The organism is Ruegeria sp. AH7 (assembly GCF_056541325.1).
The window spans coordinates 75,231-101,393 of the sequence record NZ_JBQFYF010000007.1; the positions used below are offsets into that span (position 1 = coordinate 75,231).

Genomic DNA, 26,163 nt, shown 5'->3' on the forward strand with positions numbered 1-26,163 from the left:
TCCACGGGCCGCAGCGCAGCGGAAGGAAGTAGGGGCCAATAGCTGGTAGGGGCCGGCCTCGAAGATGGTTGGGGACTAGTCGAGTAGATGCAGCGCATCCACAGAGGTCGGCAGAGGGCCCAGTGTCACGATTGCTGCACTTTACATCAATGTCTGCAACCAGAGCTTTGGTAGGGTCGTTAAGCGCCAATACAACGAAGACGCATTTGCAACGCATCTACGACAAGACCGGTGTGCGTGCGCAACCGGCGCTGGTCCGCGTACTCTTGAGCGCAGACCGGCGCGACGTCTGACCTGTAGTTTTTGTTTGAAGGCTTAAAGACTCGTCCAAGAAAAAGTCGGCCATCGCGTGAGCGCTACAAATCTCTGTTTTGTCCAGCCATGCCTTGTTTCAGCAGTTTTTCGACTATGCTTCTTGTCGAACCCACATTGACAGAATTCTGCGTCGCGGCGAAACTTCAATTTTGAGAGACACCATCGGGGTAGTCCAAACGATGCCAGAACTTCTAGCAACGACACTTGTTGCCGGATTATTGTATGTGTTCATTCCTGGGCCAGCCACCTTGGCTGCCCTCAGCCTTTCTGCAGGCCCGGGACGTTCAGCCTGTGCGGCATTTCTAGGATGTCATCTGCTTGGTGATCTAGCTTGGACGATCCTCGCAATCTCAGCGATTGTTGGTGTGTCTCAGATGGGACCGATGCTCTTTGACATCTTGGGTATCGTCTGCGGTGCCTATCTCATCTGGCTTGGATGGAAGGCGCTCACATCCCAGGAGACAAAAATCGGGGCGATAGTTCATACCCCCTGGCGATCAGGGCTGATTTTTGGCTTTACGAACCCGAAGGCCTATCCCTTTGCGCTTGCGATGTTCACGGCTGTCTTTGCTCGATTTGAAGACGCCATGACCTTCCAGAATGCGATACCGTTAGTTCTTGCCGCCTTTACGGGTTTCTGCGTGGCAACCATCGGAGTCATTTTCTGGACGGGGTTGCCTGCTACTCGGCGTGTTTTCTCTCGCCATAGCACGTTCATTACACGCTCTATCGGCCTCTTGTTCATTGCGGCAGGAACAAAGTCGATAGGCGGCTCAATCAATAGCATTCGCCTAAGGGTATAGAGAGTGATGGATACATAAGCTGGTCAATTTACAAACCATACTTCGATCTAATGACCGATTAGTTGGATGTGCTTCTGTGGCGTCAGTCAACTTCAAAGAGGTAAGATAACATCTGCTTCCATGAAAGTGATGGCACCGCCCCGAAGAAACACGCGGTCTGCTGTCAGTTCACAATCCAGCCAACCACCGCGTCCGGACGCTTGATAGGCCCGGTGGCGCATGTCCCCGAGAAGCTCTGACCAGTAGGGAACTAAGGTTGCGTGGATAGAGCCTGTGACCGGATCTTCAGGAATACCTGCACCCGGGGCAAAGTAGCGTGAAACGAACGCAGCCCCGGAATTGCCGTCTCCTTGCCCCGTAACAACTAACCCTACCGGACCCAGGCGAGCGATCCGGGAAAGGTCGGGAATGAATTTGCGGACCGCCGCTTCGGAGCCGAGGTCCGCAAATATGTTCTCGAAATTGCGGAACAAGAAAATTGGCAATTCAGCGAATACACCATCGAGTTCTATTGGAAGCTTGGAAAGTGGCTGTGGATCGAGGCGCGGAGTATCTAGCTGGTAGGCATTCCCCTCTTTCAAAACTCGCAATTCACCTACGCGAGTGTCGAAGATCATCTCACCTTCAACGTGATACTCGGTTGCGAGGACATGCGCGGTTGCGATGGTTGCGTGGCCACAAAAGTCGACTTCATGCGCCGGAGCGAACCAACGCAGACGCCAGCCACCACCTTCTCGCGGGACTACAAAAGCCGTTTCTGCGAGGTTGTTCTCCTGGGCAATGGACAGCATGAGTGCATCTTCCATCCAGTCATCGAGCACAAGAACGGCCGCAGGGTTCCCAGCGAAAACACGGTCAGCGAAAGCATCCACCTGAAACATTTTCATCCGGTGATTTATTCCCGTTCCCTGTCCGTCATCGGTGACACGTTCCCTGGCGACAAATCAATTACGGCTTTCCTCAACTTTACCAACAGCCCGCTTTTGTTGTGTGTGGTTCTATTTTTGGCCATCAAAAACAAGCCGGGCGGCAAGAGTGCCGAAAACTGTTCCGAGAAAAACCCTGGACCATTTCACGAAGGTCCTCCCGTTAGCCATAAAGTGGCGCATTCCGCTTGCGAGCCAGATTACAACTCCATGAATAAACAATCCCACGATCTGAAGTATGATTGCTAGCAGAAGTATTTGACCCGCCACCGACCCACTGGAAGGGTCCAGAAACTGCGGGAACAAAGCAAGATAAAATAGGGCAACCTTTGGGTTCAAAAGGTTCGAGAGAAACCCTTGCTTGAAAATAATAAACAGGGGGCGGCGAGGCAGTTGGGACGACTGAGTAGAAAAGCTGCTTCGAGCGGTAAAAGCTTGCCATGCAAGGAACAGCAAATACCCCGCGCCGAGATACCTGACTAAGTCATAGGCGTATGGAACGGCCAAGAACAACTGGGACAAACCAAGTGCCAAGAGCAGGGCATGAAACGCTGATCCGGTAGCGACACCGAGATGTGTCATAAGCCCCGCCGTTCGGCCTTGTGCAGTGCTTCGTGCTGCTACCACGATCATGTCAGGTCCTGGCGTGGCACATAACGCTATGCAGGCAATGGTGAACACCCAGATTGTTTGCCAATCAAGCATCATAAGTCCCTTCCAAAGAATGTAGTTTGTATATCTTTTGCAACGCAGACATTCATTCAGCGTTCACGATTGGTAAAGGCTGAGCTCCAGTTATTGGCAGCATACAAAGAAGCTATTTCTGACATTTGCGGCACTACGCCGCTCGTGTACTCGACCATGCTGGACATACCTTTTTTGACTATTGATGAAGACGACTCACCAGGATGACTAGAACCGTAAGCTTGGAAATCAGCTCAAGATCGCTTCACTTTCTGGGATCACCATCCACCCTGCTTTGTCGCTGGAATATACGTGTGCCTTCGGTGCAAGGGCGTTGTCGAAGTTTTCGATGAGACCCAAAGGAACAATTGTTGCTGCTGGGAAGTGCTTACCATTGTTAAGAAAGACAGTCGTCCCGCATTGCGAGCAAAAGCTTCGGCTGGATACTCCGGTGGTGTATCTGGAAACCTGCTCATGTCCGCTGGTCAACGAAAACTGATCTGATGGGACAACAACCCACGTGCTGTAATCTGACCCCTGAAGTTTCCGGCAGTTGTTGCAATGGCACTTCAGAACGGCTTGCGCCGGAGGTGCAAAGCTCCAGGAAACGCTGCCGCAATGACACCCTCCAGTATAATTCTCCATGTCGACACAACTCCTTCTGGATAGTGGATTTGTCTCAAGCCTCATGGTCTGAGAACCTCAAGACGGATTTTGGCGCACCCGGTACGGCCGCTGCATGCATGGCGTCCTGCCAATGATCTGCATCGAACACCCTGACTAGCGGCCAGTCGGCTTTTTCCATTTCGGGCCTGAGGTCTCTTAAGAGATCGGCAAAGCCTTTAGGCGCAAGCGATGACAGGTGATCTCGCAAGTGAAAGCGTTGGACTTGAGCCTGATACGTTTTTGGCACAGCAACTGGTTGCCCTGATAGCAAGCCATAACCCACAAAAATCGATCCTGACGGAAGTGCACTCAATATGGATGACCCGAGCGGCCCGCCAACGGAGTCGAAAACCAGATCCGATTGACGTGCAACCGCCAGTATGTTTGCAATGCCGGTTTGTGGCATGGGGTCTATCCCGAGGTCCGTGAGACGCTTCCGCCGCACCTCCGAACGATAGATACCGACAACGTGGCGCGCGCCCTGCTTTAGCGCCCACTGCCCCAGCAGATCAGCGCAGGTTGATCCCGCACCAGACAAGAGAACCGTTTTCCCGAGCACGGGCCAGAGGTTGAGCATCGTGTGGGCCGCTAGCGGGTTGATGTAGGTGCGGGCGGCAATCACATCCGGGACCGTATCAGGCACTTCGACCGCGTCGATTGCAGCGCAATCAACGAACGACTGCCACGTACCCTCTGCGCGCAGCGGCAAAACGCGTTTTCCCATCAGGTGCTCCTGACCTTGCGAGACAGCAATCACGCGGCCGACGCCTTCATAGCCGGCGACCGCCGGTAAGGAGATCCGATGCGCATAGGCCCCCGTGATGGGAATCAGATCGGATGGATTTATCGGTGCCAATGCCATTTTCACCCGGACACATCCTGCCTTGAGGTCTGAGAGCGGCCTATCGACTTGCCGCAGCACCTCCTGCGGCGGACCAAATCGGTCATAGACGAATGCACGACACAGCCTTGTTTGTGCCGGAACAAGTGTCTTCACACACGTCACTCGACAAGCCTTTGGCTATCAGCGGCGGTGAGGTCCAATTCGTATGCGTCTCGCAAACGCTGAATGAATGGTTGGCACTCAGGTCCAAACAAGGAACGGCCTTCGAAGCTGTGCAGGACAATACCCTCAATGAGTTCGCCAAGGCCCATTTCATGTTGTGCAGCCACAGCCTTGAGGACTTTGAGTACCCGCTTTTCGATACGAACGCCGGTTTGCACGCGTTCAACTTTCTTCTTTTGGTCAGGCACCGACATCTCCTAATTGATATAGGTCTGATACCATGGTACCACAATAACACTCTTTCCTCAACAATCCGATCTGATGCCTCCAAAAACAGTCACACTGTCTGTGTTGTGAGAAGGCCAAGGTGATGAACGCGATGCAAAACAGACAAATCCTGATCTACCGGCATGGTCGTGTGCAGCAGACTCAGATGAATACTATCGGGCCACATCACATTGCGGAGGCCGTTCGGGTATACAATTCGGCACCGATAGAAGGCGGGTTTTTCAAAAAGGCCGAACCCGTCCCCAACCTCATTGTTGCCAGCACATTGCGACGCAGCATTGATACAGCGGGCCAGATGTTTGGCCGCGTTGACCTGACAGATCCGCTTTTCAGAGAGGCCGAATTGCCGGATTTGCCTAAGCTGCCCATAAAGCTGCACCCATCACATTGGTTTGTTGTAGCGCGCCTCGGCTGGTTTCTCGGAGCACATCGAAACTGTGAAAGCCAACGGCTTTTCCGGTCGCGTGTTACAGAAGCGGCGCGCCGATTAGATGATCTGGCGAAGGAGCATCGCAGCGTTGCGCTGATCGGGCATGGGATGCTCAACCGATACCTCGCGCGTGAGCTTTTGAAACTTGGGTACAATGGCCCCCGAAGGCCGCACTGGCGCTATGGACAATCGTGCAAGTTTACTTTGGAGAAGACCTAGGCCAAGCCGAGACGCGTCTGTAAGGGCTGCGCATCGTGGGATTATTTTACGCGGTCTGGCTCTCGGTACATCTGGAACGCCAGAAGAACCACGCCAATTGTCAGGACGCAGCAGATCGCGAACGTGCCCGCCATTGCAAAGCCAATGCTGTGGGCCGGATCAGCGTTTGCGGTTTCAATGCAGGTCATAAAGCCGAAAACGCCGCTGACTGCGCCGGCACCCAGAATGAAGCCGAAGCTGCGGCTCAAATTCAGAACACCCGAGGTGATGCCGCGCTCTTCCTCGGACGCGCCCTCCATCACCGAGGTGTTCAAAGCAGCAAGAACAAGCTGATAGCATGGCGCGAGCAACATGAACGACACAATAAACCCGGCAAGTCCGAAGAGGTAAGGAAAGCGGCCATCATTGCGGTGGCCAGCGCCATCGCCGGGGCACCTGCAATCAACGCAAAACTTGCGCCGAGCTTTTCTGTCAATCGCCCGGCTGGAATGCCGCTGACGGCAGACATGATTGGGCCAACAGACATGGCGAGACCCATCTGAGCCGTTGTCAGCCCAAGGCCGTCCACCAGATAGAACGGCCCGACCACCAATGTGCCCATCATGACAAGAGAAACGATGGCGTTCATGGCGAGGCTGATCCGCAGAGGCACAGATCGAAAAAGTCCAATCGGGATGATCGGTGAACTGGCGCGCTTTTCGACCTGAACAAACGCGAAAAGTGCGCCGACCGAGAGAAAAGCAAGCATGGCGTGTGTGACATCGAAGCCGCCCTCTGTATCAGATACCAAAAAGGTAAGCGTCGCGAGGAAGAGGGCGAGGAGGCTTGCACCGGGAAGGTCGATACCTTTCGGCGCAGTGGTTGGTCCGATGCTGCGGACAAAGACCAGACAAAGGGTCAACGCGACCAAAGCCAGAGGGATCTGTAACAAGTACACAGCGCGCCAGCCAAAGGCGGCCACAACACTGCCTCCAATGGCGGGACCGGATGCGGTACCGATGGCCGACATCGTACCAACGGCCCCCATCCATCGCCCGATCCGCCCCGATGGGACAAGATCGCGGACCAGTGCAAGTGGCATCGCCATCATTCCGGCAGCACCCGCGCCTTGGACAAACCGACTGGCGATCAACACTGGGAGCGCGGGCGCTTGAAACGCAAGGAATGCGCCCAATACATAGAGACACAATGCGGTTACGAGCACGGAGCGCTTGCCATAAAGATCGCCCGCGCGGCCCATCGGAACGATGAGCGCTGTCGTGGCGAGGATGTAGGCGGACACCACCAAGGCCGGGTTCATGCCCTGATTTTGAAAACTGTACGACAGCGCCGGTAACGTCACAGCCGCCGTGCTGGTGCCAAGAGATGCCAGAATGATCGAAAGGCAAGGCCCAGAAAGGGTCACCAGCACCTTGCTTTTGTCGGTTCTCAGGGAGGGCGTGGTCATCCAAATAGCTCCATTGCAAACTGCGAGCACGCACCGTACGACTTGAAGTCAAGTTCAAGTCAATAGGTGTCGGTATGGAAAGGCTTCTGGATATCGCCGAGGTGTCAGATCGTTCGGGTGTGAGCCCGTCGGGCCTGCGCTACTATGAAAAACGGAGGCTTATCAATTCGGTGGCGCGCAATGGATTGCGCCGCCAACACGAGCCCGCGGTTCTTCAGGAACTGGCGCTGATCACCCTCGCTAAGTCGGCTGGCTTCTCATTGGATGACATTGGCTCTGTCCTGCGTCGCCCCGGCACACCAATCGTTCCCCGCGACGCGCTGACCGATAAGGCGCACAGTTTGGAAGCCCAGGCCGAGCGATTGGTCGGTCTCGCGCAGATGCTGCGCCACGTCGCGGATTGTCCCTATGACGATCACTTTGACTGCGCGCGGTTTCAAAAGCTGTTGAAAGTCGCGACCCGCGTTAGAAGCACCTGAGATATTTAATTGCTCAGACTTGTCACGCATTCAATCCCGCTCTGAAACGTTGCTGTGCCACCATTTGTTTGGGTTGGTGTCTCGTCCTCTGACGCAGGAGCGGGTTGCATAGGCTTCGTCCACGTAGATCACCGGTTCTTCGTAGGAATGGAGCCGATGGATGATGTCCAGCGCGCTCTTCAAAGTCTCTTCATTTCTGGGAATAGAGAACATCAATGAGCGGACAGGACGTGTGGTCGCGCGCTCCATCGCACCGCTGGCCGTTCCCTGATGGCCTCGGAAAAACTGCACCCCCACGGCCGTTTCGAATGACACGTAGTCGTAGTTTCCGTAGTTCAGACCAATATTCTCAGACAGCGCCAATCGGACTCGATCGTCGTCTTCGGGGCCAAGCTCGACCCTGACGGTGAAGACCAGCTCCAGTTTGAAGTGGGGCGACGATAGGGTGCTCAGGTCATTTTCTGACACAGTATTTCTCCCTTTTTGGCCTGAAACCGGTCCTCGAAGACCGTATATCCAGTATGGGGCGCACTTCTATTAAGGCTTATGAAGATGTGCCTGCCGGATAGTTTATTGGGGTCGACCAGGCTGGATGGCGGTGCATGTCCCAGTAAAGAGACTTGATTTTCAGGGTTAGTGGTCCGGGATTGCCGGTGCCTAATACAACCCCATCAACCGAGCTAACCGGCATGATGCCGCCCGCAGTAGAGGTGATGAAAACTTCATCTGCCGCCTTCAGAAAGGTCGGCGATACATCTCCGATTAAGACCTCAATGTTCAACTGTTCGCATAGATCAAATACGGTCCGCCGAGTTATGCCTGGCAGCACGCCGAATTCAGGCGTATGCAGCATGCTATCTTTGGCAGCGAATACGTTGAACCCTGGCCCCTCGGCAATATTGCCGTTCGTATCAACAACCAGTGCTGTTTCCGCTCCCTTGTCGAAGGCGTCATTCAAACCCCGCACTAGGTCCAGCCAGTGATAGTTCTTGATGGCTGGGTCCACAGACTTTGGCGGGATGCGCACAACATCACTTATCGCAATACGAAGGCCGCGTTCCATCTGGTCAGGATTTGCAACAGACCCATATGGCACAGCGAATGCCATGAAACGATTTGTCGCCTCGCGCGGGTCCCGACTGAAGCTGGGTGATCCCCCGCGCGTGCAGATCATTTCGACGTACGCACGTTTGTGACCGGACAAGGCGACGCAATTCGAGAGGATTTATGAGACGTTATCCCGATCAAACGGGATCGCCATGTGCAGCTTTTCCATGCCTTCAAAGAACCGGTCCAGATGTAGATCAAGTCGGAAGAACGCTCCGTCCCAGACATGCACCGTGTCATAGGTAGCGTCTGAATGCAGAAACCCCCAATCCAGAACTGACACTTTTGCGTCTTTCATGTGCAGGTACTGCCCGTCCTGAAATGCGATGCCTCGGGGATAGTCATATGGGTCAGCGTAGGACGGCGATATCGTTGGGAACGTCATTTGCGGCTATTTCGTTGTTGAGGTTCCGCAGTACTCTAACAGCGCAGATCTGGCACATTACCTAAATTTACGTTACAAAATTGGTAGATTGCCATAAACTTTAGCTTCAGAAGAGCAGCCAACCATATGCTAGACGAAACAGACCGGGCAATCCTGCGCGAACTACAAAAGAACGCCCGGCTTTCTTCGGAAGACCTGGGAGAGAAGATCGGTATTTCGCGATCCTCAGCGCAACGGCGCGTTCAGCTTTTGCGCGAAAGTGGCGCGATTGAGAAAGAAGTTGCTGTGGTGAGCACACGGCATGCCGATGCAACGATGACTTTCATCGTTGAGGTGGAACTGGAACGGGAACGCATCGACCTGCTGGATGAATTCCGTCGATCAATCCTGAAGCTAGAAGAAGTACAGCAGTGCTATTACGTCACGGGCCATACAGATTTTGTCCTCATCGTTCTTTCGAAAGACATGGCGAGTTATGAGCTATTCACCCGTCAGGTATTTACAGAGAATCCCAACATTCGGCGCTTTCACACGAACGTTGTCGTTGACCAGGTTAAAGTTGGTCTGTCAGTTCCAATGTGAACAGCAAGTTGACGCTCGTTCAAGTGGCCGCCTAAGGGCGCCATCTATGCAGCGCATCGAGCACTTGATCCAGTAGAACATCCACCAGCGTGTCCGTCGTGTCTACCACGAGGTCGTAGGGCATCTCGTCATGGACGATACCCGCCTCGCGTCGCCCACTTCCAATCGGGCGGTCCCCGCGCTCGAGCTCCCGTCGGTCCAACTCATCCGGATTGCAGGTTACGCCAATGCGGAACGTGTCGAAGCCTTTGACTGCCGTATCGAAACCAATGCGATGCGCTGGACGCAGAAGGGCGGTGTCCACGATTACTCTGCATCCCGACCCAAGGACCGCTCGAACCGCAGCATGGTGTGCCTCAACCAGCAGGTCCTAGGCGTATCCCTCGCGATTGATAGGCCTCCCGGCCTTCATAGCCGCGAGATCGGCAGGCGGTAGCGCATACAGGATGCTATCGATCCCGAAGCCCAAGAACATCGTTTGAAACCGGTTCTGAAGCGCACCCACGAGTGTTGATTTCCCTGCACTCGACGGGCCATTCAAAAGAATGGCGAGCGGCAGGTCTCTGGTGGGATCGGTTGAGGGCGAGTGCGGCATCACCATTACTCTGCCATCCAGAACCTCGGATTGCTATAACGATCCTGCCAGCTATGCTGCGTCACCCCAGTTTGTCCCGCGAACTTTGAGTTCGATCATCTCCAGATTTTGCACCTGCAGCGAACGGCTGCTTCGGCGGACCGCACCGCAGCATCTGGGTCGGACGGTGAATGGCAGCAAAGGGCCGCTTATAACAAGTGGCGGAAAGAAATCACGGTATCACCTTAGATATCAGCGCTATCGCTCAGATTGAACTAAGTTGGCTACGCCAATTCGCTGGCCATCGATTTCAGGTGGCGCATGTCGGTGCCGCAGCACCCTCCAAATACTTGGATCGACGGATTCTGCCTCGCAATCGAGGCAATCTGTTTACCAAGTTCAGCTGGATCGCCTTCGTCCAGCTCATCTGCTTCGTCAAGTTCCGCATGCGAGCAACTCGAAGCGTTTGCCACCATGCCTTTAAGTCGGGGGTGGTTGCCAAGCGCTCCGGCGAAATGGGTCGGATGAGCGCAGTTGACCATAAAAAACAGCGCCGCCGAGTCGGTTGCATCGTCGATCTGATCAATTCCGTCCACAAGTTTGGTCCCGTCCGCCAGACACCCGTCCGTTTCGACAACTAGAGACATGATGATCGGCAGATCTGCGTCTCGGGCAGCGAGGATGCATCCCGCAGCCTCACTTGGACGGTTGAACGTATAAGCGGTGACCAGGTCGACGCTTGTGTCTTTCAGGCTGTGCATTTGAGCGGCGTGGTATTGGCGTGCATCTTCGACCGTCACCGGAGGGATGTCGGCGTAAGGGTCATAGCGCGGGCCGATACAGGCCGACACCAGTACATCATCGCGAGCGGCAGCCTGGCGCACCTCCTCCATTAGACTGACCGCATCTTTGTTCACCTCAACGAGCCGGTCTGTATCGTACCCCAACGGCGCTGCCCGATCGGCGTTCGCCATCCATGTGGGTGCATCAAGGATGCATCCGACACTCATTTCATGGGCGAGATCGACAAGTGCCTCCATTTGACCGGCCAGTATTGCCCTGGTGCCAGGTTCTTCCAGCAATGGAAACGATGCGAAACCGGGTAAATCAACGCCATGATTGAATATCAGGTCGGTGCCAGTGCCGGCATAAACCAAAAAGGTTTTGTCACCTTCGAGCGGGAACTGTCGCGCCATTCTGATCCACACCTATTGACGTCAAGTCTTCATAGATACCTACATTATCTCGGGTCTCCTGTGAACCTTAGTGCGGCGACAGAGTGTATTCCGTGAGCATGACCTCATTTTCCCGGGCATCTCTCAACCGCAGCGAAATTCTCCTTCGGCGGGCCACACTGCAGCGTCATCAAGCCTTAGCCAATGGCAGGTTTGGACCGGAGCCTTTTTGCGTCAGGCATCCGCCATATGCTGGACCAGTGAGGTCAGCTGTCTGTCGCCGTGGCCATCGTCCCAAGCCGTTTTGGTGCGGTCATGCATCAACTGGATGAAATCAGCGGGAGCATTAAGTGAGAGATAGGTCTTCAACGCATCCTCTTGCGCCATCGCGTAAACCTTCAGGGAGGCTTCCGCACTGTCGTAATCCTCAAACGGAACAGTGCTGGCAAAGAGCTCATGGTAGTCATTGACCAGTTTGATCGTGGTAGGGAGTTGGTCGGCATAAACCTGTATCGGGATGCCCGCTTTTTGGCAGACAAGTGCACCGTAGATCATTCCGAACATAAACCCCTGCCGAACCGTGAAAAGGCCGGCAAACAGCGCGGCAAGTGCCGCTGGTTTCTCTCCAACATGGGCGGACTTTCCACCCAATTCTCTGATGATGCTGCCATAACGGTCCCAGGTTCCGGCACTGCCCACCGTGAGGATTGTGGTTTCGTCACCACCAATGCCGGAAGGGTAGGCATTGATCATGCCCAGCATGTAGTCGGCCCCCTGTCCCTCAAGGATGGCGACCAGTCCAACGGCATCCGAGGTATCGCCCGTGCTCATGTCGCAGATAGTCTTTCCCTTTAGCGAAACACTCAGCCCGTTGACCAGTTCAACAGTTTCCTTGTGGCCCTTGATACAGATGATGACAAATTCAGCAGTTGCGATGGCATCATTCGGTGAAGAGCAGATCGTGGCTCCAGCCTCAGCAAAAACCTCTGCCTTTTCCGACGTGCGGTTCCAAACGCTGACTTCGTGGCCCGCCTTGAGCAGGCAATGCGCCAGCGCTGAGCCCATATTGCCCAGTCCCAATACAGCAAGTTTCATGATGTCGGTCTCCTGTATCCGCCAATAAATTCTTGCACCAACATGCGCCGGCATTGGGGGATCACATAGTTGTAAATTCTTCTATATTGTTAGATGATCTAACTTATGGATTGGCGCACGCTTCCCTCTTTGACATCTCTCAGAGCCTTCGCCGCCGCTGCCGAGTTTCGAAATCTGACACGGGCGGCAAAGGCACTGAACGTGACACATTCCGCAGTCAGCCAGCAGATCCGCGGGCTCGAACAACAGCTCGGCACCCGGCTTATCACTCGTACCCGGCACGGCATTTCTCTGACATCGCAAGGCGAATTCTTGTCGGCTGGCCTGCTTGACGCCTTCGCTGAAATGGCCTCAGTGACCGAGAGCGTGTCGAAGGCAGAATCGGTTCGACCGTTAGTGGTTAGCGCGACACCGATGTTTTCAAGCGCGTTCCTCATGCCGCGTCTGTCAACGTTTGTTGACGAATTCCCCAATATCGAATTGAGGATCGATTCAACGATCCAGGCTGTCAACCTCAAGCCGGGCGGAATTGATATGGCCATCCGATACGGAACGGGTCAATGGCAAGGGCTTGTCTCGCAGATGCTGCTGCCAGGCTGTCTGACGGTCGTCGCCTCAAGCGAACTGATCGGAAACCGTGTGTTCAGGCACCCTGTGGAATTGCTCGATTTTACACTTCTCCAAGAGCACGCTTCGGTCGAGTTTGACCTGTGGTTGGAAAAGGTGGGGATTCCCACCGACGCGGAACGAAGAGTTGTGCGGATGCCGGGCAATATGTTGCTGGATGGCATCCGCCGCGGAGATGGTGTCGGAGCGACGGTACCAGCCTTTATCTCTGACGAGTTGAAGTCGGGGCAACTTGTGGCGCTATTCGATGATCCAATACCGCAGATCGGCTACTACCTTGTCACGTTGCCGGGCCCGGTTCGACCAGCGGCAAAGCTGTTCGTACAGTGGCTCTCGAAATCAATTACCGAATATGAGAAAAGTCTTTTCCGATGGACGCCCTCTCACTTGCTGTAGGCAGTAAAGAGCATCGACCAGAGTCAAATTGGATCTGACTTGCCGTATACGACTGTGCGTACAATGCGCGAATTGGCGCCGGATATGGTCATGTTCCCGCAACTTGGCGGTCATAATCCACACCATCATACCAACCGAGCGATTTGGTGACGTTCAGGTTGTCGTCTAAGTCCCATTCTTCCCAGCCCGAGAAACGAACATGGTTACCAGTCTCTTTATGATGGCCTTCGAAAGTCCACGCATAGACCATGTGGTGATCGGCGACGAGAACCGTGTCGAGGTTAAGAACGAGGTCAGGGAAGTCAGCCATAAATCCCGCCGCCATGTCGCCAATCTCCGTCCGGCTCTTCATTGGGTCGCCACCGTTCATTATCATGATAGTATGTTCAGCATATCTTTCGGCGACATCGTCGGGCGTCCGGTTGGTCCAAGCAGCGCAATGATCTTGAGCTAAGCGGCGGGCGGTTTGTACATCAGGTGTCATCTATATCTACATGTCCTAAAAATCGCGAAAATACATGGTTGCAGAAACGTTAGTCGGGTCTCTAAAAGCAATCAAGTTTGCTTAACAGCGCTTCTCAACGTTCGCAGGTTTGTTTGCCTCACGGCCATCCGCTCGTTGAAATTTCTGCGTTTTGAACGAACGGCAGTTCTCGGAAAGCCGATGGGTGAACTCTGAGAGATATCGAATGTCGGCTGTGGGCCGGCCTTGTAGGGCTCAACGTGGGGGTTTGGCGAAGATGTGACGGTGCATACAACAAGCAACTTGGCAATACCCAGTAGATGATTGTCTGGGTGGAATTATCGTTATCCGCAACTTGAAAGCGAATACCTAATCCTTCTGAACGACTATCCAGCGGAAGCTGACTCAGGTCCAGGGTCGAACTGAGGCGACAACTCGTCCGCCAGACCGATCAATCACTTTGACGCATAGTGCTTCTCCGACATCGACCGATCCGAGTCCAGCTTTCTCAAGTACGTTTGTGTGCAAGAAACAGTCTCTGGTGTAATCGAAGACATTGACGAAGCCGTAGTTCTTTTCCTTGCAGAACCACCTGACCCTTGCAGGCAGCATTGAAGTCGGCTTGATGGGTTGGAGTCCAATTTGCTTGTTGTGCGGGACTGTCCAGGAAGCCTCCGACCGGATGCTCAGGATCTCAACGATTTGGAGTCCTCTCTGTTTGACACTTGCAAATGCCTCTAGTGTGCATCCGTTTGCGATTGATGTCTGGCCAAAATCATGCAGCGCGTTCTGATGCATTAAGGCATCCTCGCCCGACACATTGCAGGTCACAAAACCGTATCCTATCATGGCCGAGAACCATTTCAAAGTTCCCTCAATATGCCGCAGTGTGGCATCCCCACCTATTGTTGATCCGTCCAAAACCAAATTACCTTCTAACGTTACAAGTTTCACGGGCTTACCCTTGTTCGGAAACGTGGAATTTGTTTGTCAAATTTATTAAGCTTTGTGAAAGGGTTGGGTGGCTACTTTCTGAGGCCAGAGAGTTCTGATTTGCTTGCCCATGTGTTTGCGTATTCGGACAACAAATTAGTCTGCTCTTTGTGGAGTGCCATCAGAACACATGCCGCCCACATGGCCGCGCCATACTCTGCATCGCTGTCATGCAGTCGTAGAGCATTCAATATAGCAGTTTCTGGGGTTGATGGTTCATGCACCGATTTTAGTGTCCTTGTTCCTAGGCATTATTGAAGCTCGCAAGAATACCAACATTGATCTAAGTCGAAGCAGCACTGAAAGTCAGCAAAAAGTCTAACATCCGATCCCCTTAGCGCTCCCATTTTCTGGTTTTGCAGTCTTGTCGCCAAAGCGAACAATTCTCAACATGCAAAACTGCCATTGAATGGATGAGAAACACTTCGTTAACATTCTATTCATAAATTCCCACGAATTGTGAAGAGTGTCGTTGGATCTATGGGATTGCTCAGACTAAACACATATCTTCTGCAGAAACTGCCATATGCGGCAATAACACATGAGATTACCGGTTGTGTCGCAAAATTTTATAACGACCGGAGCTAGCGCGATGCTAGTTGCAGCTATCCTGCGATATCAGCAAACATCAGAAAGCTGGAAGTCGTATCGTATCGCTAGAGAATTTCTTCTTGCGGATCATGTTGGCTACCTCAATGCCATCCAATGTTGCGGAAGCCGATCCGAAAGACTTGAACCAGCACATGTGCCGTACGCGCCGTTTGATATATCTGCGGTCCTGTTCAGTAAAGTTGTTCAAATATTTGGACCTGATCGTCTGTACTTTGGCTTGATTGCCGAACCAGTTCAGCACTCTGTTTTGTGCTTAACTTCGAACTCTTTGAGGACATCGAACAAGGATGCAACGTCAAAGGCGATCAGGGCCAACTCGGTGTCCCATCGGATGAGTCCCACGCAGACGCCTGCACCAATGGTATCGCTTAGAACGGTCAGGTCGGGTTCAGGCACTTGGGGAGCCACTAGTCCTTCGACCGAGAGAAGTTGCTCAAGCCTGTTTTGCTGGAAATCCCTTAGATCAGAGAGCAAGCCTTCTGGGCCATTCGCGTGCCCTGTCCGCTCCATGCCAAACTGCAAGGATGCTAATGTAAGATTCTGCAACCTACGTAAGACGACATTAAGCATTGAGCCGTGGTCATTGGGATTAGCCACACTAAGAATTCCTTGACGGATTGCCGCGACCGATACCATTCCGGAAACACCGTACAAATCGGAACGCAATGGTCCTGGGATCAAAGCGAAATCAGACACGGGGCCAATTGCGTCGGTGAAACTAACGATCAGATTCACGATGTCGTCGGAATTCACGATAGGCGCCTGGTTAATGATCTCTTGAAATCCCGGATTACTGCAGTCAGAAACTAGAACCACTCGGCGGCCTGTGACCTGCAATTCCAGAATGTTCTCATCGGATACGAACCTCAGTGTTGTCCCAAGCACAGCGTTTTCGATTTCACGCAGCATTGCCGCCATTGGATCAGCAGCCTCCAACGGCAGCCTTCCATTTAGAAACGGAAAGCGGCATGTCGCTAACTTAGACAAATTGCCTTGAAAATCGGTCAAATCAGGCATCGGTTTTCTCCGATTTGACCCGAGTTCTGGATCAGCATGTCCCACTCGTCTGCGTCCAAAAGCTGAAACTCTGTGACACAGTTGCCGCTGTCTTCGACGTTCAAGTGCATTGACATAAGAACCGAGGTCCGGGGGTTAACGCCCGATAGCAACAGACCTGGCTTGCCCGCTATTGCATTGACTAGGGATGTTTTGCTGGATTTGATCTGGCCGATGAACGTGATCTCAGGCGAAAAATTCTCAACATCGCGTGACGTCGATCGCAGTTTCATTTGCGTGTTAAGACCGCCGAGGCTTGCATTACCTAAAAGTGTCTCTTTGCAAAACTGAATGTAGCTGCTGAGATCGTTCAAGGGGCCCAAACCATCATTCAGCAAGACCTGAGCTCCAGTAGCATTTTGATCGGAACTGACTTGACTACCTGTCCGCACAACCATGGACATAACCATCACCATCTTTAACACACATGATGATTTTAAGGTTCAATAGGTAAGTAATATGACTATATCGGGGCATCTTTCGTATTTTCTGAGATATTGACGCGAGATAATTCTCTCTTTAGCTGAATTGTGGCCATGATGGTCTCAGTCACATCTGCCCGTTCTGCTTCGATCCGGAACAGCTCAACCAGGTCTACAAGCTCGCGCAGCATCTGGAATGCCCCCCGCATGTTCACGTCATCCGACCACGCGTCCAGATCGAGTTCAATCTCTTCCAGAACCTTTGCCATTTCGGTCAGAAAATCAGAGTTTGAAAATACGCTGCCTAATGCGGGAGAGTCACTCAATCGGGACAGTTTGTTAATTGCGTCATCTAAGTCGGGGGCCGGAATGGTATCTGGAATAGGACTAGCGGCAAGTTTTGGTTCCCCCACCGGCCGCGTAGGATCGGTCACCGTATTTCGAGCATCTTCAATACTAGCGTCGTCGGGACCCAAAAGGCCAACCTTACCTTGCAGGAACAGTTCAGCCTGCCCCGTAGCGTGCTCTCTCGCCGCGTCAATGTCGCGCCTTAGAATCGAGATCAGTTTGTGCCCGCCTGATGCACGAAACAGGATCTTGTCCAAACTAGAGCCCGACCGGGCCTGCGAGGCGTCCTCAGGTGAAAGGCAAACAAAGTCCAGAAACTCAGACCCAAATTCAGCGCAAAGGCGCGCTTCGGTTTCATCGCGCTCGCGTCCCGAGTTGATCGAAACCAGGATTGCGTGATCCTTCAACTTATTGGGCATCTGTGCCCAAACCCGTTGATCTATATGATCAAAATCATGGGTACACCATATCGCAATATCTGTTTGCAGGGCTAGCCATTCAATAGATGCACCTGTTAGATCCGCTGCCGCAGTGGCCAAAACAGATATCTTCGTCAGGGCCCTCAGAGGCAAAGCCAAATTCACTTCAGTGGCATCGGTTTCTGCCAATGCAATTAGATCGAAGGGCGATGGGTAGTCGACCTTTGCTCCGTCACGCTTCACAACCGTCAATTCTTCTTGCTCGGCAAAGCTTAGGCGAACGAGGTCGCACATGACGGTCTGCGGGAGCACGGCTTGCCCTATTATAAAATTTACCAGGTTGGCCCGATCGAGATACGTCGGAGCCAATATGGAAACGCGAATGGGTCTTGTGAGTGCTGCCAGATACGTGAGTGCACGCGTCGCAACGTCTGCGTTTGCTCCGCCATTTGTCGCGGCAGCCTGCAGACGCGAGTGAAGGTCTAGCTGCGGGCATGATGGACTATTCATCTTACACGCCATTCCAGCAGGGTACCGACGACAAGGTCAGAGAAAATCAACCATGTCCTCATCGTCATCTCCCATAATCCAGTTGAACGTCTTGTCGCACAACGCTTTGAACACCATTGTTGTTTCTCCGATAGATATGCGATCACCGTCGTTCAATTTTTCGGTCGAGATGATTGGTTTACCCTGCAGGCGAACAAGGTTTGTCTTGCCGCCGTGACCGAGGAAATAGCCGTTCTCTTCGGGGTCATAAGCAATCGCGGCGTGATTGTCGCGCGAGACCGCCATATCTCCGAAATCCAGACAAATGGTCTGATCAGGGTTACGGCCGATCCGGGACAGCCCGGATCGAAGTGTGAATGCGTAGCCCCGACCGGGACCGCTGACAATCACAAGCCACCCCACCGGCAAGGTTTGTTCAGGTTCAGGCGCATTATCCGGGCTGAACAGATCCTTGGTTGTACCTTCGGTTGTGTCAAACCCGATCAGACGCGTACGCGTGTCGCGCGGGTTGGCGCTGACGGGTTTGGACACAGGTGCGGAGACAAGCTCTTCCATTGGTGTCTCGGTCATCCGCTGGAAAGGCTCAGCGCCAACATTCGGAGCGATGTCAGCGACACCGACCGCGCCAACCGAATGGTTAGGAGACATCAGACGCTGTCTCAAGTTCCGGGCGTGTTGGTCGGTGTCGTCTTGTGGTGTAGTTGATATTGCAGATGATGCGTCTTCAGCAGGCAGCACCGACTCGGTTGCAGGCCTGCGGCGACGGTTCACTAAGGTATCGAACATACTCATATGCAACATCTTTCCTTTAAGAACTGGCCGTTAGACCAGTTCGGTTGATACGTCCTGCAGAAAGTCGAGCAGGCTGTCGGGGCTGACCGCTTCAGGGTTGACGGAATTCGATGGAAAGTACCGCAAGAAGATACTACGAGTTTCGCCTTCCATGCCTTCGTGGTGGCCCATCGACCAGGTCGGGAAAATCCGCTCGCGCACATCCTGACATGAGATCAAGATGATGTTCAGGTGCCGTGGGTCGGCAGAGATCCGATGATAGATCGAGCTGACCTCGGCGCGTCCGCCTTCCAGAACCTGCAGGAAGTAGTTGCCGTTAAAGTGAAGCATGCCGGTGACATTCATTGCTGCGTTATTGCGTTTACAGACTTCCAGCAACTCGCCCAGATTCAGGCTCATGGATGGGTTGCGCTGGCTGTAGTAGATGAGACGAGTAAGATTCATTTTTCCACTCCGTTGAGAAACAGGTTTTCATTCGACGCGGCAGCCGTTGCCGGGATTGGATCAACGGGCCGGGTCTTGTTGCGGTTCTGTGTTGTTGGTTTGAAAGGCACCGTACCCGAAGGGGCCGACTGTGCCGGACGCCGTTCGACTGGTTCGAGACGCCGCCGCGTAGCAACCCGGCTCGAGGGCCCTTGATCGCGCAAAGCACGACGTTTGCGCTGTCGTTCGCGTTCCAGTTCCAGATGGGCGCGGCGCAACTCGCTGCGGGCTTGATGCGCGCGGCGATTGGCTGTCAGAAGCTCTTTCTGATAGGCTCCGACGAGGTCGGATTGCACCCTGTTGATGCCCTTACGACCAGACCGGTAAAGCGCCAGCAAAAGGATCACAAACGCACCCAGCATCAAATAGTCAGGCAGCGGCGCTTCGAAGGCCTGAATATCTGCAAGCAAAGCCTTGGCCGGTGCTTCCAGTTGGGTGATTTGTTCAAGTATTTCCATAACTTCGACCTCTTTTACTGAACAACAAATTCGATTGACTGGTCCGAGGCGCTGGCCACTTGTAGGTCGGCATCAGGATTGCTGCTGTCGACGACAGCCAGGTCCAGGGTCCATGTTTCAAGGTTCCAGCTGACGCGCAGATCGGCGATTCCGGTGCCCGCCAATTCAAGGCTGCCAATGACTTGCAGACCTGCGTGCGAGCAGTCCAACGTGGTCTGGACAAGCTGGCTGACGTCATTCACCCGATTGTTCCATTCAGGGCCTGAAAGCGTTGCTGCGTGCAGCGACACCAAGCGTGACTCAATCCTTTGGATACAGTAGGGATCGTTCGCGTTGTCACCAACCATGGCCAGGAGGCGGCCTTCCTTTGAGGGCTCTGCCGGGGGTTCGATGGCCTCGGCGACGGGCGCTGTTTCAACCTGCGCTCCAGCCACAACAGCGGTTGTCTGTTCTATCACAGGGGCCGGTTCGGCCACGGGTTCCGCAAGTGCGACCGGCCTTTTTGATAAGTCCAGCACGGGTGCGGTGTCAGAGTTTTCTGAATTATTGAAGAATTTGTTTAACGCGGTATTGCCTGGTGTCACCCCAAGCGAAACGATTGCAGCCACGGTCAGCAACCCGGTTGCCACGATAAAGTTCGGCCCGCGACCCTTTTTGGCCTCGGCGTTTTCTGCAAGTCGGTTGGCTCGAGCCAGTGGCAAGCCAGCGCGTTTGCCGGGAGCACCATCCATTTGGCGTGCCTTAGACATCATGCTTTCCTCTGAAATCTGAACAAAACGCTGCCGTTATTCGCTGCCAGCTTTTTGACATCGATGTTCATACCAGCCGCGACTTCGGTCAAAGTCTGCTCGTTATCCACCAGCGACACCGGTGAATTGTCGTCGGACAAAATCAGGTCTAACCCAAGTTCGACAACCATCTGCTGTAAAACGCCTTGAAGGCGATGAGAATAAAGGATCATTTTCAGTGTTTCCGGTTGCTTGCTGTTTCATCTGAAAATGATGCTGGATAGTGTCATAATTGAGAAAAATGAGAGGCAATTACCAACAAAAGAGAGGTTTTATTGTGAATACCTCTTTTTTTGGTGTGCTGAGATACTGAAAAATTAGAATTCTTTCGGGCACCTCTCATGCTTTAGGTTTTGCTGAGTCTCGTGGGCAAAAAAAACCGGACCTGAGGCCCGGTGTTTCTTTTTGGTTTTGTCGCTGGATCATGGGACCGATGGCTCAAAAGATCACCCCTGAACAGTGCTTTCGATCCAGACCTCGACCCGCCGATTCTTAATCCGTCCTTCCTGCGTTAGGTTGCAGGCGGCGGGAGCAGTTTCGCCATATCCGACTGAGGATAATTCGATGCCCGGAAGCTGATCTGCCGCTTCGGTATTCAAGTAGGCCGCAATCCGATTGGCCCGGCGTAGAGACAGGCGTCTGTTGCTGTCAAAGGTTCCGACATCGTCGCTGAAACCGACCAGTTTGATCTTGGTTCCGCGCGGTTGATCCTTGAGGAATTCTACCAAACGGGTGAGTTCTGCGGCCCCGCGATCATCCAATCGAGAGGAACCCGAACGAAAGTGAAAGGTGCTGGACAAGCGATCAAACTTACCCGCCGTTTCCAGCATTTCATCAACGACACTTTGCTCATAGGCGTCAGTTCTTGACGAGCGCAGGGTTTCACCGCGCAATCCAGCCATGTGTTGCGGCAGCCTGCCGACGCTAAAGCTGGTGAAGCCAGCGACCGAAATCGCATCCTCGGCTTCTTCCGATTTGGCGAAACTCAGCAGATTCCGCGCAAAATCGTTGTCCAGATCGCTACGGTTATACAGATAGACCCGACGCACGAAGGGGTATTCCTCGGTCTTGGCATAAAAATCATTGGGTTCTGTTACTACGCCACAAGCGTCGATGATATTCATTGCCTTGGTGCCGCGCTGCACTCCGAACGGCAGGAAGCTGATCGCGCCGGGATTTTCCATGACCTGCGTTGCGGCTTCAATGTCGGAACCCACCGCCGAAATACCGGAAGGTGTGATGTCCGTGTCGTCTAACAAAACAGATTCAAATAACTCGCGCGAGGCGGTTTCGGCGTCGCGACCGATAACCTGAATCGGCATGTCCGGGCCATTCAACTGGGACCAGTTGGTTATGTTACCCAGATAGACATCGCGCAACTGGTTCAGCTCAATCGCCGAAACCGGGTTGTCCGGATGGGTCACGATTGCGATGCTTTCCAGCGCCAGCAAGTGTTCCTGACCAACAGATGTCATGTTGCCCGCACCATCGGCGGCAAGGCCGCGTGCTTCTTGGTTCTCAACGCGTCGGGTCGACATGCCAATTTCGGCCTCTCCAGTTTCCAACGCATCAAAGGCGTCTCTGGAATCCGAGGGGATCACAAGGACGCTGTCCAGATCATCCCCGAACGCTTCGGCGGTGACGAGGTTAAGCAGTTTGTTCTGGCTGTTGGGAAGAAGCTGCGTCGAGATGTCATTGCCTGCATGCGCCGCATACCCGGCTATCAATAGGGGCATCAACTCGGTCGCTATGACACCTGATCCAGCGATCCGCAGGCTGACATCGCTGGTGTCGATTGTGGGGCAGCCTTCACCATTGCAACTCACCCGATCGGTGCTAACGCGCATCTCGCCAATGGGCGTTTTGATCAGATAGTGACCGTCAACGAGGTCCAGAAATTCGCCGGACAAACGCAGCGATCCATCGGGGGCTGATAATTCCACTTGTCCTGCTGCGGCAATCGTTGGCAGGGCACTGGCGATGGCAATGGCGCTTGCAACGCTTTTGCTTAGCTTAATGATATTCGTCATAGTCAGATCTCCGTCTTCTATGGTTCGCAGTCGGGGTGCGCGACGCTCGCTTCGGCGCGCCCTATGCTTGGGTCGTTCGCTTCGTGGCTTGGCATATTACAGCGCCATGGCCTGATTGATGATGTCCGGTGCCTCTTCGATATCCGGCACCAGCGCTGCCAGAATGGCATCCTCTTCGGCCGACCGATGGACAGGCTGGGTTTCAATCTGTCGTTCGGTTTTTGGCTCGTGGGACATCTCGGGCATTTGGTCGATTCGCAGCACCATGACCGAGATATTGTCTTGTTCGGGCATTGCCGCAGCTTCGACCGCAGACATCAAGTTTTGGGTCGCCTTGGCGCTGCTTCTGGCCGCCGTTTTGTTGGCTAGTCTCAGTATTGTGCCGTCGGTCAGGGTCTGCAGACCATCGCTTGCCAGAATCAGGATATCGTCCGGCTCAAGAGTCATGGGCGTTTCCGGACAATCGATCCGCGGAATTTCCTGACCCAGCACCGCCGAAGTCAGGCAATTCCGGTCCGGATGTAGTGCGGCAACCTCAGCGCTCAGCTGGCCTGACGCTACCATGGCGTCAATCTGCGGCGCCATCGAGTGATCTTCGTTCAGTTTTTGGATTTCACCATTGCGAATCAGGTAAAGGGGGGAATCCCCGACAGACAGCCAATAAAGCTGATTGTCACGTATAACGGTTGCAATCAGAGTCGCCCCCATCCCTTTTGAATCGGGGTTGTTCTTGATGAAATCTGACATGGCCATATTGGCCTCTTCCACCGCTTTTTTTAACAAAGCGGGAATGTTGGCGTCGTCGGATTTCAAGATATTCCGGCGCATTTTCAACGCGGCAAACACCTGGCCGACCACCAATGCGCTGGCCATATCGCCCGAGGCATGCGCGCCCATTCCATCGGCAAGCACACCGATGCCACAGGACTCGCACACTGGGAAATCCGCCACAAGACAGTCTTCCTGATAGTCGCGTGCACCGACATCAATTCCGGTTGAAACGTCGAAACACATTTTAGAACTGGCTTTCATCGCCGTCCTCCATATGGCTGGTCATGTCCCATTGGAACGCGGTGTCACACAGCGCTTTGAAGCGCAGTTTGGTGTCTCCAATCTGAATCTCTGCGCCGCTTTGGATCGGTGTTGTTTTTGTGACCGGCGCACCATTCATGCGGACCAGGTTGGCCTTGCCACCGTGACCCAGAAAAAACTCGTTGGTGCTGGAGTCGTAGACAATGGCCGCGTGGTTATCCCGTGAAATCGATCTGTCGCCGAAATCCAGACAGACCGCCTGATCTTTGCCCCGTCCAATCGTCGAAAGGCCCGCCATCAAGGGAAAGCTTTGACCGCGCCCCGGCTCGGTCGTTACGACCAACCAGCCGACGGGTATATAGCTTGGGCGTTCGACGCTTTGCTCGGCCTCTGGCGGCCCGAAGTCTTCTGGCCTGTTGCGGGTGTCAAATCCGATCAGCCGTGTCTTGCCCACGTTTTCCTGCGGACGCGAAACAATGGCGGGCGAGGCCGTCTGTGCCGTCGAAAAGGTGATCGGCTGTTCCATGATCGGGCTTTGCCACAGGTCATCGTTTTCAATCGGCAGAGACCGGCTGGGATTCGGGCTTCGGTTTTTTTCCTTCTTGAGAAATCGCATCAAGATGCCTCCGCCACGCGAATGCGAGTGATCATTGTCAGGCTCCTGTCTCGATGCGTTCAACCCACATTGTGCCCGCCCGGCTGACCGCCAGACGCACCTGACCCTGACCGGATGTGATTTCCTGTGCCAGCAATCGCGCCATTGTGGCCCCGTCCGAAATACGTTCGTTGTTGCCAACCATGGCCACCACCGTGTCGCCCGCCTTGAGCCCGCTATCGGTGCCGGGTGCAACATCGATGACCTGCGTCAGCCAGACAGAGCCATCAAAATGGGTCTGAAAACGAAACCCGTTCTTTAGGTCGGTCAAATAGATGATCGGCGCGGATACCTGTGTATAAAGGCGGGCACCCGTTTCGGGGACTTCGGCGACAACGCGGAAATTGATCTGCATGCCATCACTTTGCCTGGCCAGTGTTCTGAGCTGGACGTCAAGGTCGGTAGCCGGCGTGCCCTCAACTTCCAAAATACGGCTTCCTATCGGTAGTCGATTTTCCAGGCTCTGCGGTACTTGCAGGACGAAGTTTTCCTGATCTAGACGAAACGGCAGATCCAGCTTCCAGGACGCTTCCACCTCTCCATCCGCATAAGAATGAATGAAGTCCTGCAGGACTGGGTCTACTGTCACCTTTGTTGCTGCCGGCGTGTTTTCCGGAACAATAGCGGGCTGCTCGACGGGCACAGTCGCTGCGGGTGCCGTAGTTGAAACTGGAGTGACAGGCGGCCGAGTTTGATCGAGCGTCTCTACCGAAGCCATCTCTTGCTGAAGTAGGGGAGTTGTCTCTGCGGTGACGGTGCCGAGTTCAACCTGATCCTGGTTCAGTAGAAGATAGGCCGATCCCCCGATGATTCCCGCTGCAATGGCAATCGCCGATGCACGCGCAACCAACTCTGATGCGCTTTTGACCGGCTTGACTGGAGCTGCGGTCGCTCGGTTTGCAGGACGGGTGGATTTGCGGCGCGCAGATTTCAATTGCTTGGAAACGCGGCTTGAGATCGTTTTGACCGGAGTCTCCATCAGCAGAGACCACTCCGCTGACGTTTTCATCCGGTCTTTGGGTAGAATGGCCATGGCTTTGTCGATCGCGGCGCAAAATGCCTCATCATAATCCGAGGTCAGCTTGCCAAGCGGGATATAGGAATCCGGTTCTTTGGCCACATGCGCCGCGATCCGAACCTGGCTGTCCGGTGGGCGCTGTCCTGTGATCGCATGATAGAAGCTTGCCGCTAGTGAATAAAGGTCACTGCTAGGGTCCTGTTCACTGCCAGCGATATAAAACTCTTGGGGTGAATACCCGTCCTTGACCACGCGCAGGGCCGATAGCGCGCGTGTGGCTTTGGTGGCCTGATCCCGTGCTGCGCCAAAATCGATCAGCACTGGGGTCAGCTCATCGGTTACAATGATGTTGTCCGGAGAGATATCCCGGTGCAGCATTCCGGCAGTGTGCACAAATCCGATTGCATCCAGCAATTTACGAAGGATCGCGCGAACCTGATCTGGCCGCAAAAGCATGACCTTCTGTTCAATAATGGCAAGCAGATCGTGGCCCTTGACGAAATCGATCGCCATATAGGCGGTATTGTTCTCTTCAAAGACTTGGTGCACGCCAACGATATAAGGGTGTTTGAGTTTCGCCAGCGCTCTTGCTTCTTGCGAGAAGAGCCGAACAATTGAGCGAAGCTCACCGACATAGGCCTCGGACCGGGCCTCAATCTGGCGCCCGTTGCGGCGGCAAAACGACTGGGGAAAACACTCCTTGATGACGATCTGCCGATCCAGACTGTCTGTTGCCAGATAGGTGATGCCAAACCCGCCGGAATTCAAATATTGCGTGATCTTGTATTGACCCCGCATCAACTCGGTGCCGGGCTGAAGTTCGTCCCCGGCCGTGTGGTAATCCTGCTGCCGTGCATCATCAACCATGGTCTTCCTCACA

32 protein-coding genes and 1 pseudogene are annotated in these 26,163 nt (G+C 53.9%); 5 read left to right on the top strand and 28 right to left on the bottom strand.

What is annotated here, in order from left to right; translation table 11 throughout:
- Positions 1-494 precede the first annotated feature (494 nt).
- The gene (locus ACR0JX_RS16310) at positions 495-1,118 is read left to right on the top strand and encodes a LysE family translocator (protein WP_480544847.1); all 624 of its coding nucleotides are present in this window, start codon (positions 495-497) and stop codon (positions 1,116-1,118) included.
- Between the two features lie 92 nt (positions 1,119-1,210).
- Here the strand turns inward: ACR0JX_RS16310 and ACR0JX_RS16315 are convergent, their stop codons facing one another.
- From ACR0JX_RS16315 to ACR0JX_RS16335, 5 genes are all read right to left on the bottom strand, one after another.
- Positions 1,211-2,005: a PhzF family phenazine biosynthesis protein gene (locus ACR0JX_RS16315; RefSeq protein ID WP_480544848.1), complete on the bottom strand. Its 795-nt coding sequence runs from the start codon at positions 2,003-2,005 to the stop codon at positions 1,211-1,213.
- Positions 2,006-2,116: 111 nt separating this feature from the next.
- Complete coding sequence (locus ACR0JX_RS16320) at positions 2,117-2,752, bottom strand: LysE family translocator (protein ID WP_480544849.1); 636 nt, start codon at positions 2,750-2,752, stop codon at positions 2,117-2,119.
- Between the two features lie 225 nt (positions 2,753-2,977).
- Positions 2,978-3,418, bottom strand: coding sequence for a GFA family protein (locus tag ACR0JX_RS16325; protein ID WP_480544850.1), 441 nt, complete (start codon positions 3,416-3,418; stop codon positions 2,978-2,980).
- Complete coding sequence (locus ACR0JX_RS16330) at positions 3,408-4,400, bottom strand: zinc-dependent alcohol dehydrogenase family protein (protein ID WP_480544851.1); 993 nt, start codon at positions 4,398-4,400, stop codon at positions 3,408-3,410. The genes ACR0JX_RS16325 and ACR0JX_RS16330 overlap by 11 nt, the downstream gene beginning before the upstream one ends.
- Positions 4,397-4,648 (bottom strand): hypothetical protein, encoded by a 252-nt coding sequence (locus ACR0JX_RS16335; RefSeq protein ID WP_480544852.1) that lies wholly within the window; start codon positions 4,646-4,648, stop codon positions 4,397-4,399. Before ACR0JX_RS16335 ends, ACR0JX_RS16330 begins: the two co-directional genes overlap by 4 nt.
- Positions 4,649-4,770: 122 nt before the next feature.
- On the opposite strand from ACR0JX_RS16335, the gene ACR0JX_RS16340 reads away from it, so the two are divergent.
- Positions 4,771-5,337: a histidine phosphatase family protein gene (locus ACR0JX_RS16340; RefSeq protein WP_480544853.1), complete on the top strand. Its 567-nt coding sequence runs from the start codon at positions 4,771-4,773 to the stop codon at positions 5,335-5,337.
- Between the two features lie 41 nt (positions 5,338-5,378).
- Here ACR0JX_RS16340 and ACR0JX_RS16345 read toward each other — a convergent pair whose 3' ends face one another.
- The gene (locus tag ACR0JX_RS16345; RefSeq protein WP_480544854.1) at positions 5,379-5,690 is read right to left on the bottom strand and encodes a hypothetical protein; all 312 of its coding nucleotides are present in this window, start codon (positions 5,688-5,690) and stop codon (positions 5,379-5,381) included.
- On the bottom strand, positions 5,648-6,784 hold the full coding sequence (locus ACR0JX_RS16350) for an MFS transporter (protein ID WP_480544855.1): 1,137 nt from the start codon (positions 6,782-6,784) through the stop codon (positions 5,648-5,650). The genes ACR0JX_RS16345 and ACR0JX_RS16350 overlap by 43 nt, the downstream gene beginning before the upstream one ends.
- A gap of 74 nt (positions 6,785-6,858) precedes the next feature.
- Between ACR0JX_RS16350 and ACR0JX_RS16355 the strand changes: the two genes are divergently transcribed.
- The gene (locus ACR0JX_RS16355; RefSeq protein ID WP_480544856.1) at positions 6,859-7,263 is read left to right on the top strand and encodes a MerR family transcriptional regulator; all 405 of its coding nucleotides are present in this window, start codon (positions 6,859-6,861) and stop codon (positions 7,261-7,263) included.
- Positions 7,264-7,293: 30 nt separating this feature from the next.
- On the opposite strand, the gene ACR0JX_RS16360 is transcribed toward ACR0JX_RS16355, so the two are convergent.
- From ACR0JX_RS16360 to ACR0JX_RS16370, 3 genes are all read right to left on the bottom strand, one after another.
- On the bottom strand, positions 7,294-7,731 hold the full coding sequence (locus ACR0JX_RS16360; protein ID WP_480544857.1) for a hypothetical protein: 438 nt from the start codon (positions 7,729-7,731) through the stop codon (positions 7,294-7,296).
- A 76-nt stretch (positions 7,732-7,807) separates the two neighbouring features.
- On the bottom strand, positions 7,808-8,488 hold the full coding sequence (locus ACR0JX_RS16365) for an aminotransferase class IV (RefSeq protein ID WP_480545028.1): 681 nt from the start codon (positions 8,486-8,488) through the stop codon (positions 7,808-7,810).
- Positions 8,489-8,668 carry an aminotransferase class IV gene (locus tag ACR0JX_RS16370; RefSeq protein WP_480544858.1) on the bottom strand — a complete coding sequence of 60 codons (180 nt, stop codon included), beginning with the start codon at positions 8,666-8,668 and terminating at the stop codon, positions 8,489-8,491. It abuts the gene before it with no gap.
- Between the two features lie 213 nt (positions 8,669-8,881).
- Between ACR0JX_RS16370 and ACR0JX_RS16375 the strand changes: the two genes are divergently transcribed.
- A complete protein-coding gene (locus ACR0JX_RS16375) occupies positions 8,882-9,337 on the top strand; it encodes an Lrp/AsnC family transcriptional regulator (RefSeq protein ID WP_480544859.1) in 456 nt (151 codons plus the stop codon).
- Between the two features lie 31 nt (positions 9,338-9,368).
- Here the strand turns inward: ACR0JX_RS16375 and ACR0JX_RS16380 are convergent.
- The 3 genes and pseudogenes from ACR0JX_RS16380 to ACR0JX_RS16390 all read right to left on the bottom strand — a co-directional run bounded on the left by ACR0JX_RS16380 (position 9,369) and on the right by ACR0JX_RS16390 (position 12,235).
- A pseudogene (locus tag ACR0JX_RS16380) lies at positions 9,369-9,938 on the bottom strand (phosphotransferase-like protein).
- Between the two features lie 257 nt (positions 9,939-10,195).
- The gene (locus ACR0JX_RS16385) at positions 10,196-11,107 is read right to left on the bottom strand and encodes a homocysteine S-methyltransferase family protein (RefSeq protein ID WP_480544860.1); all 912 of its coding nucleotides are present in this window, start codon (positions 11,105-11,107) and stop codon (positions 10,196-10,198) included.
- 213 nt (positions 11,108-11,320) lie between these two features.
- Positions 11,321-12,235 (bottom strand): NAD(P)-dependent oxidoreductase, encoded by a 915-nt coding sequence (locus tag ACR0JX_RS16390; protein WP_480544861.1) that lies wholly within the window; start codon positions 12,233-12,235, stop codon positions 11,321-11,323.
- A gap of 51 nt (positions 12,236-12,286) precedes the next feature.
- Between ACR0JX_RS16390 and ACR0JX_RS16395 the strand changes: the two genes are divergently transcribed.
- Positions 12,287-13,204, top strand: coding sequence for a LysR family transcriptional regulator (locus ACR0JX_RS16395; protein ID WP_480544862.1), 918 nt, complete (start codon positions 12,287-12,289; stop codon positions 13,202-13,204).
- 88 nt (positions 13,205-13,292) lie between these two features.
- Here the strand turns inward: ACR0JX_RS16395 and ACR0JX_RS16400 are convergent, their stop codons facing one another.
- The 15 genes from ACR0JX_RS16400 to ACR0JX_RS16470 form a co-directional block, all read right to left on the bottom strand.
- Positions 13,293-13,688, bottom strand: a complete 396-nt coding sequence (locus tag ACR0JX_RS16400) for a DUF1348 family protein (RefSeq protein ID WP_480544863.1) — start codon at positions 13,686-13,688, stop codon at positions 13,293-13,295.
- A gap of 384 nt (positions 13,689-14,072) precedes the next feature.
- Positions 14,073-14,621 carry a cold-shock protein gene (locus ACR0JX_RS16405; RefSeq protein ID WP_480544864.1) on the bottom strand — a complete coding sequence of 183 codons (549 nt, stop codon included), beginning with the start codon at positions 14,619-14,621 and terminating at the stop codon, positions 14,073-14,075.
- Positions 14,622-15,288: 667 nt separating this feature from the next.
- Positions 15,289-15,513, bottom strand: coding sequence for a DDE-type integrase/transposase/recombinase (locus ACR0JX_RS16410; RefSeq protein WP_480544865.1), 225 nt, complete (start codon positions 15,511-15,513; stop codon positions 15,289-15,291).
- On the bottom strand, positions 15,507-16,289 hold the full coding sequence (locus ACR0JX_RS16415) for a hypothetical protein (RefSeq protein WP_480544866.1): 783 nt from the start codon (positions 16,287-16,289) through the stop codon (positions 15,507-15,509). Before ACR0JX_RS16415 ends, ACR0JX_RS16410 begins: the two co-directional genes overlap by 7 nt.
- Complete coding sequence (locus ACR0JX_RS16420) at positions 16,277-16,561, bottom strand: hypothetical protein (RefSeq protein WP_480544867.1); 285 nt, start codon at positions 16,559-16,561, stop codon at positions 16,277-16,279. The genes ACR0JX_RS16415 and ACR0JX_RS16420 overlap by 13 nt, the downstream gene beginning before the upstream one ends.
- 230 nt (positions 16,562-16,791) lie before the next feature.
- On the bottom strand, positions 16,792-17,811 hold the full coding sequence (locus ACR0JX_RS16425) for a hypothetical protein (RefSeq protein WP_480544868.1): 1,020 nt from the start codon (positions 17,809-17,811) through the stop codon (positions 16,792-16,794).
- A gap of 252 nt (positions 17,812-18,063) precedes the next feature.
- A complete protein-coding gene (locus ACR0JX_RS16430; RefSeq protein ID WP_480544869.1) occupies positions 18,064-18,675 on the bottom strand; it encodes an FHA domain-containing protein in 612 nt (203 codons plus the stop codon).
- A gap of 174 nt (positions 18,676-18,849) precedes the next feature.
- Positions 18,850-19,263 (bottom strand): BLUF domain-containing protein, encoded by a 414-nt coding sequence (locus ACR0JX_RS16435; RefSeq protein ID WP_353011559.1) that lies wholly within the window; start codon positions 19,261-19,263, stop codon positions 18,850-18,852.
- A complete protein-coding gene (locus ACR0JX_RS16440) occupies positions 19,260-19,760 on the bottom strand; it encodes a hypothetical protein (protein WP_480544870.1) in 501 nt (166 codons plus the stop codon). The genes ACR0JX_RS16435 and ACR0JX_RS16440 overlap by 4 nt, the downstream gene beginning before the upstream one ends.
- Positions 19,761-19,774: 14 nt before the next feature.
- A complete protein-coding gene (locus ACR0JX_RS16445) occupies positions 19,775-20,509 on the bottom strand; it encodes a hypothetical protein (RefSeq protein ID WP_480544871.1) in 735 nt (244 codons plus the stop codon).
- Positions 20,509-20,721, bottom strand: coding sequence for a hypothetical protein (locus ACR0JX_RS16450; protein WP_353011555.1), 213 nt, complete (start codon positions 20,719-20,721; stop codon positions 20,509-20,511). The genes ACR0JX_RS16445 and ACR0JX_RS16450 overlap by 1 nt, the downstream gene beginning before the upstream one ends.
- Positions 20,722-20,994: 273 nt before the next feature.
- Positions 20,995-22,578 (bottom strand): phosphate ABC transporter substrate-binding/OmpA family protein, encoded by a 1,584-nt coding sequence (locus ACR0JX_RS16455; protein WP_480544872.1) that lies wholly within the window; start codon positions 22,576-22,578, stop codon positions 20,995-20,997.
- A 96-nt stretch (positions 22,579-22,674) separates the two neighbouring features.
- The gene (locus tag ACR0JX_RS16460; protein WP_480544873.1) at positions 22,675-23,610 is read right to left on the bottom strand and encodes a PP2C family protein-serine/threonine phosphatase; all 936 of its coding nucleotides are present in this window, start codon (positions 23,608-23,610) and stop codon (positions 22,675-22,677) included.
- On the bottom strand, positions 23,594-24,226 hold the full coding sequence (locus ACR0JX_RS16465; protein ID WP_480544874.1) for an FHA domain-containing protein: 633 nt from the start codon (positions 24,224-24,226) through the stop codon (positions 23,594-23,596). The genes ACR0JX_RS16460 and ACR0JX_RS16465 overlap by 17 nt, the downstream gene beginning before the upstream one ends.
- 37 nt (positions 24,227-24,263) lie before the next feature.
- Positions 24,264-26,150 (bottom strand): serine/threonine-protein kinase, encoded by a 1,887-nt coding sequence (locus tag ACR0JX_RS16470; RefSeq protein ID WP_480544875.1) that lies wholly within the window; start codon positions 26,148-26,150, stop codon positions 24,264-24,266.
- Positions 26,151-26,163: the final 13 nt, after the last annotated feature.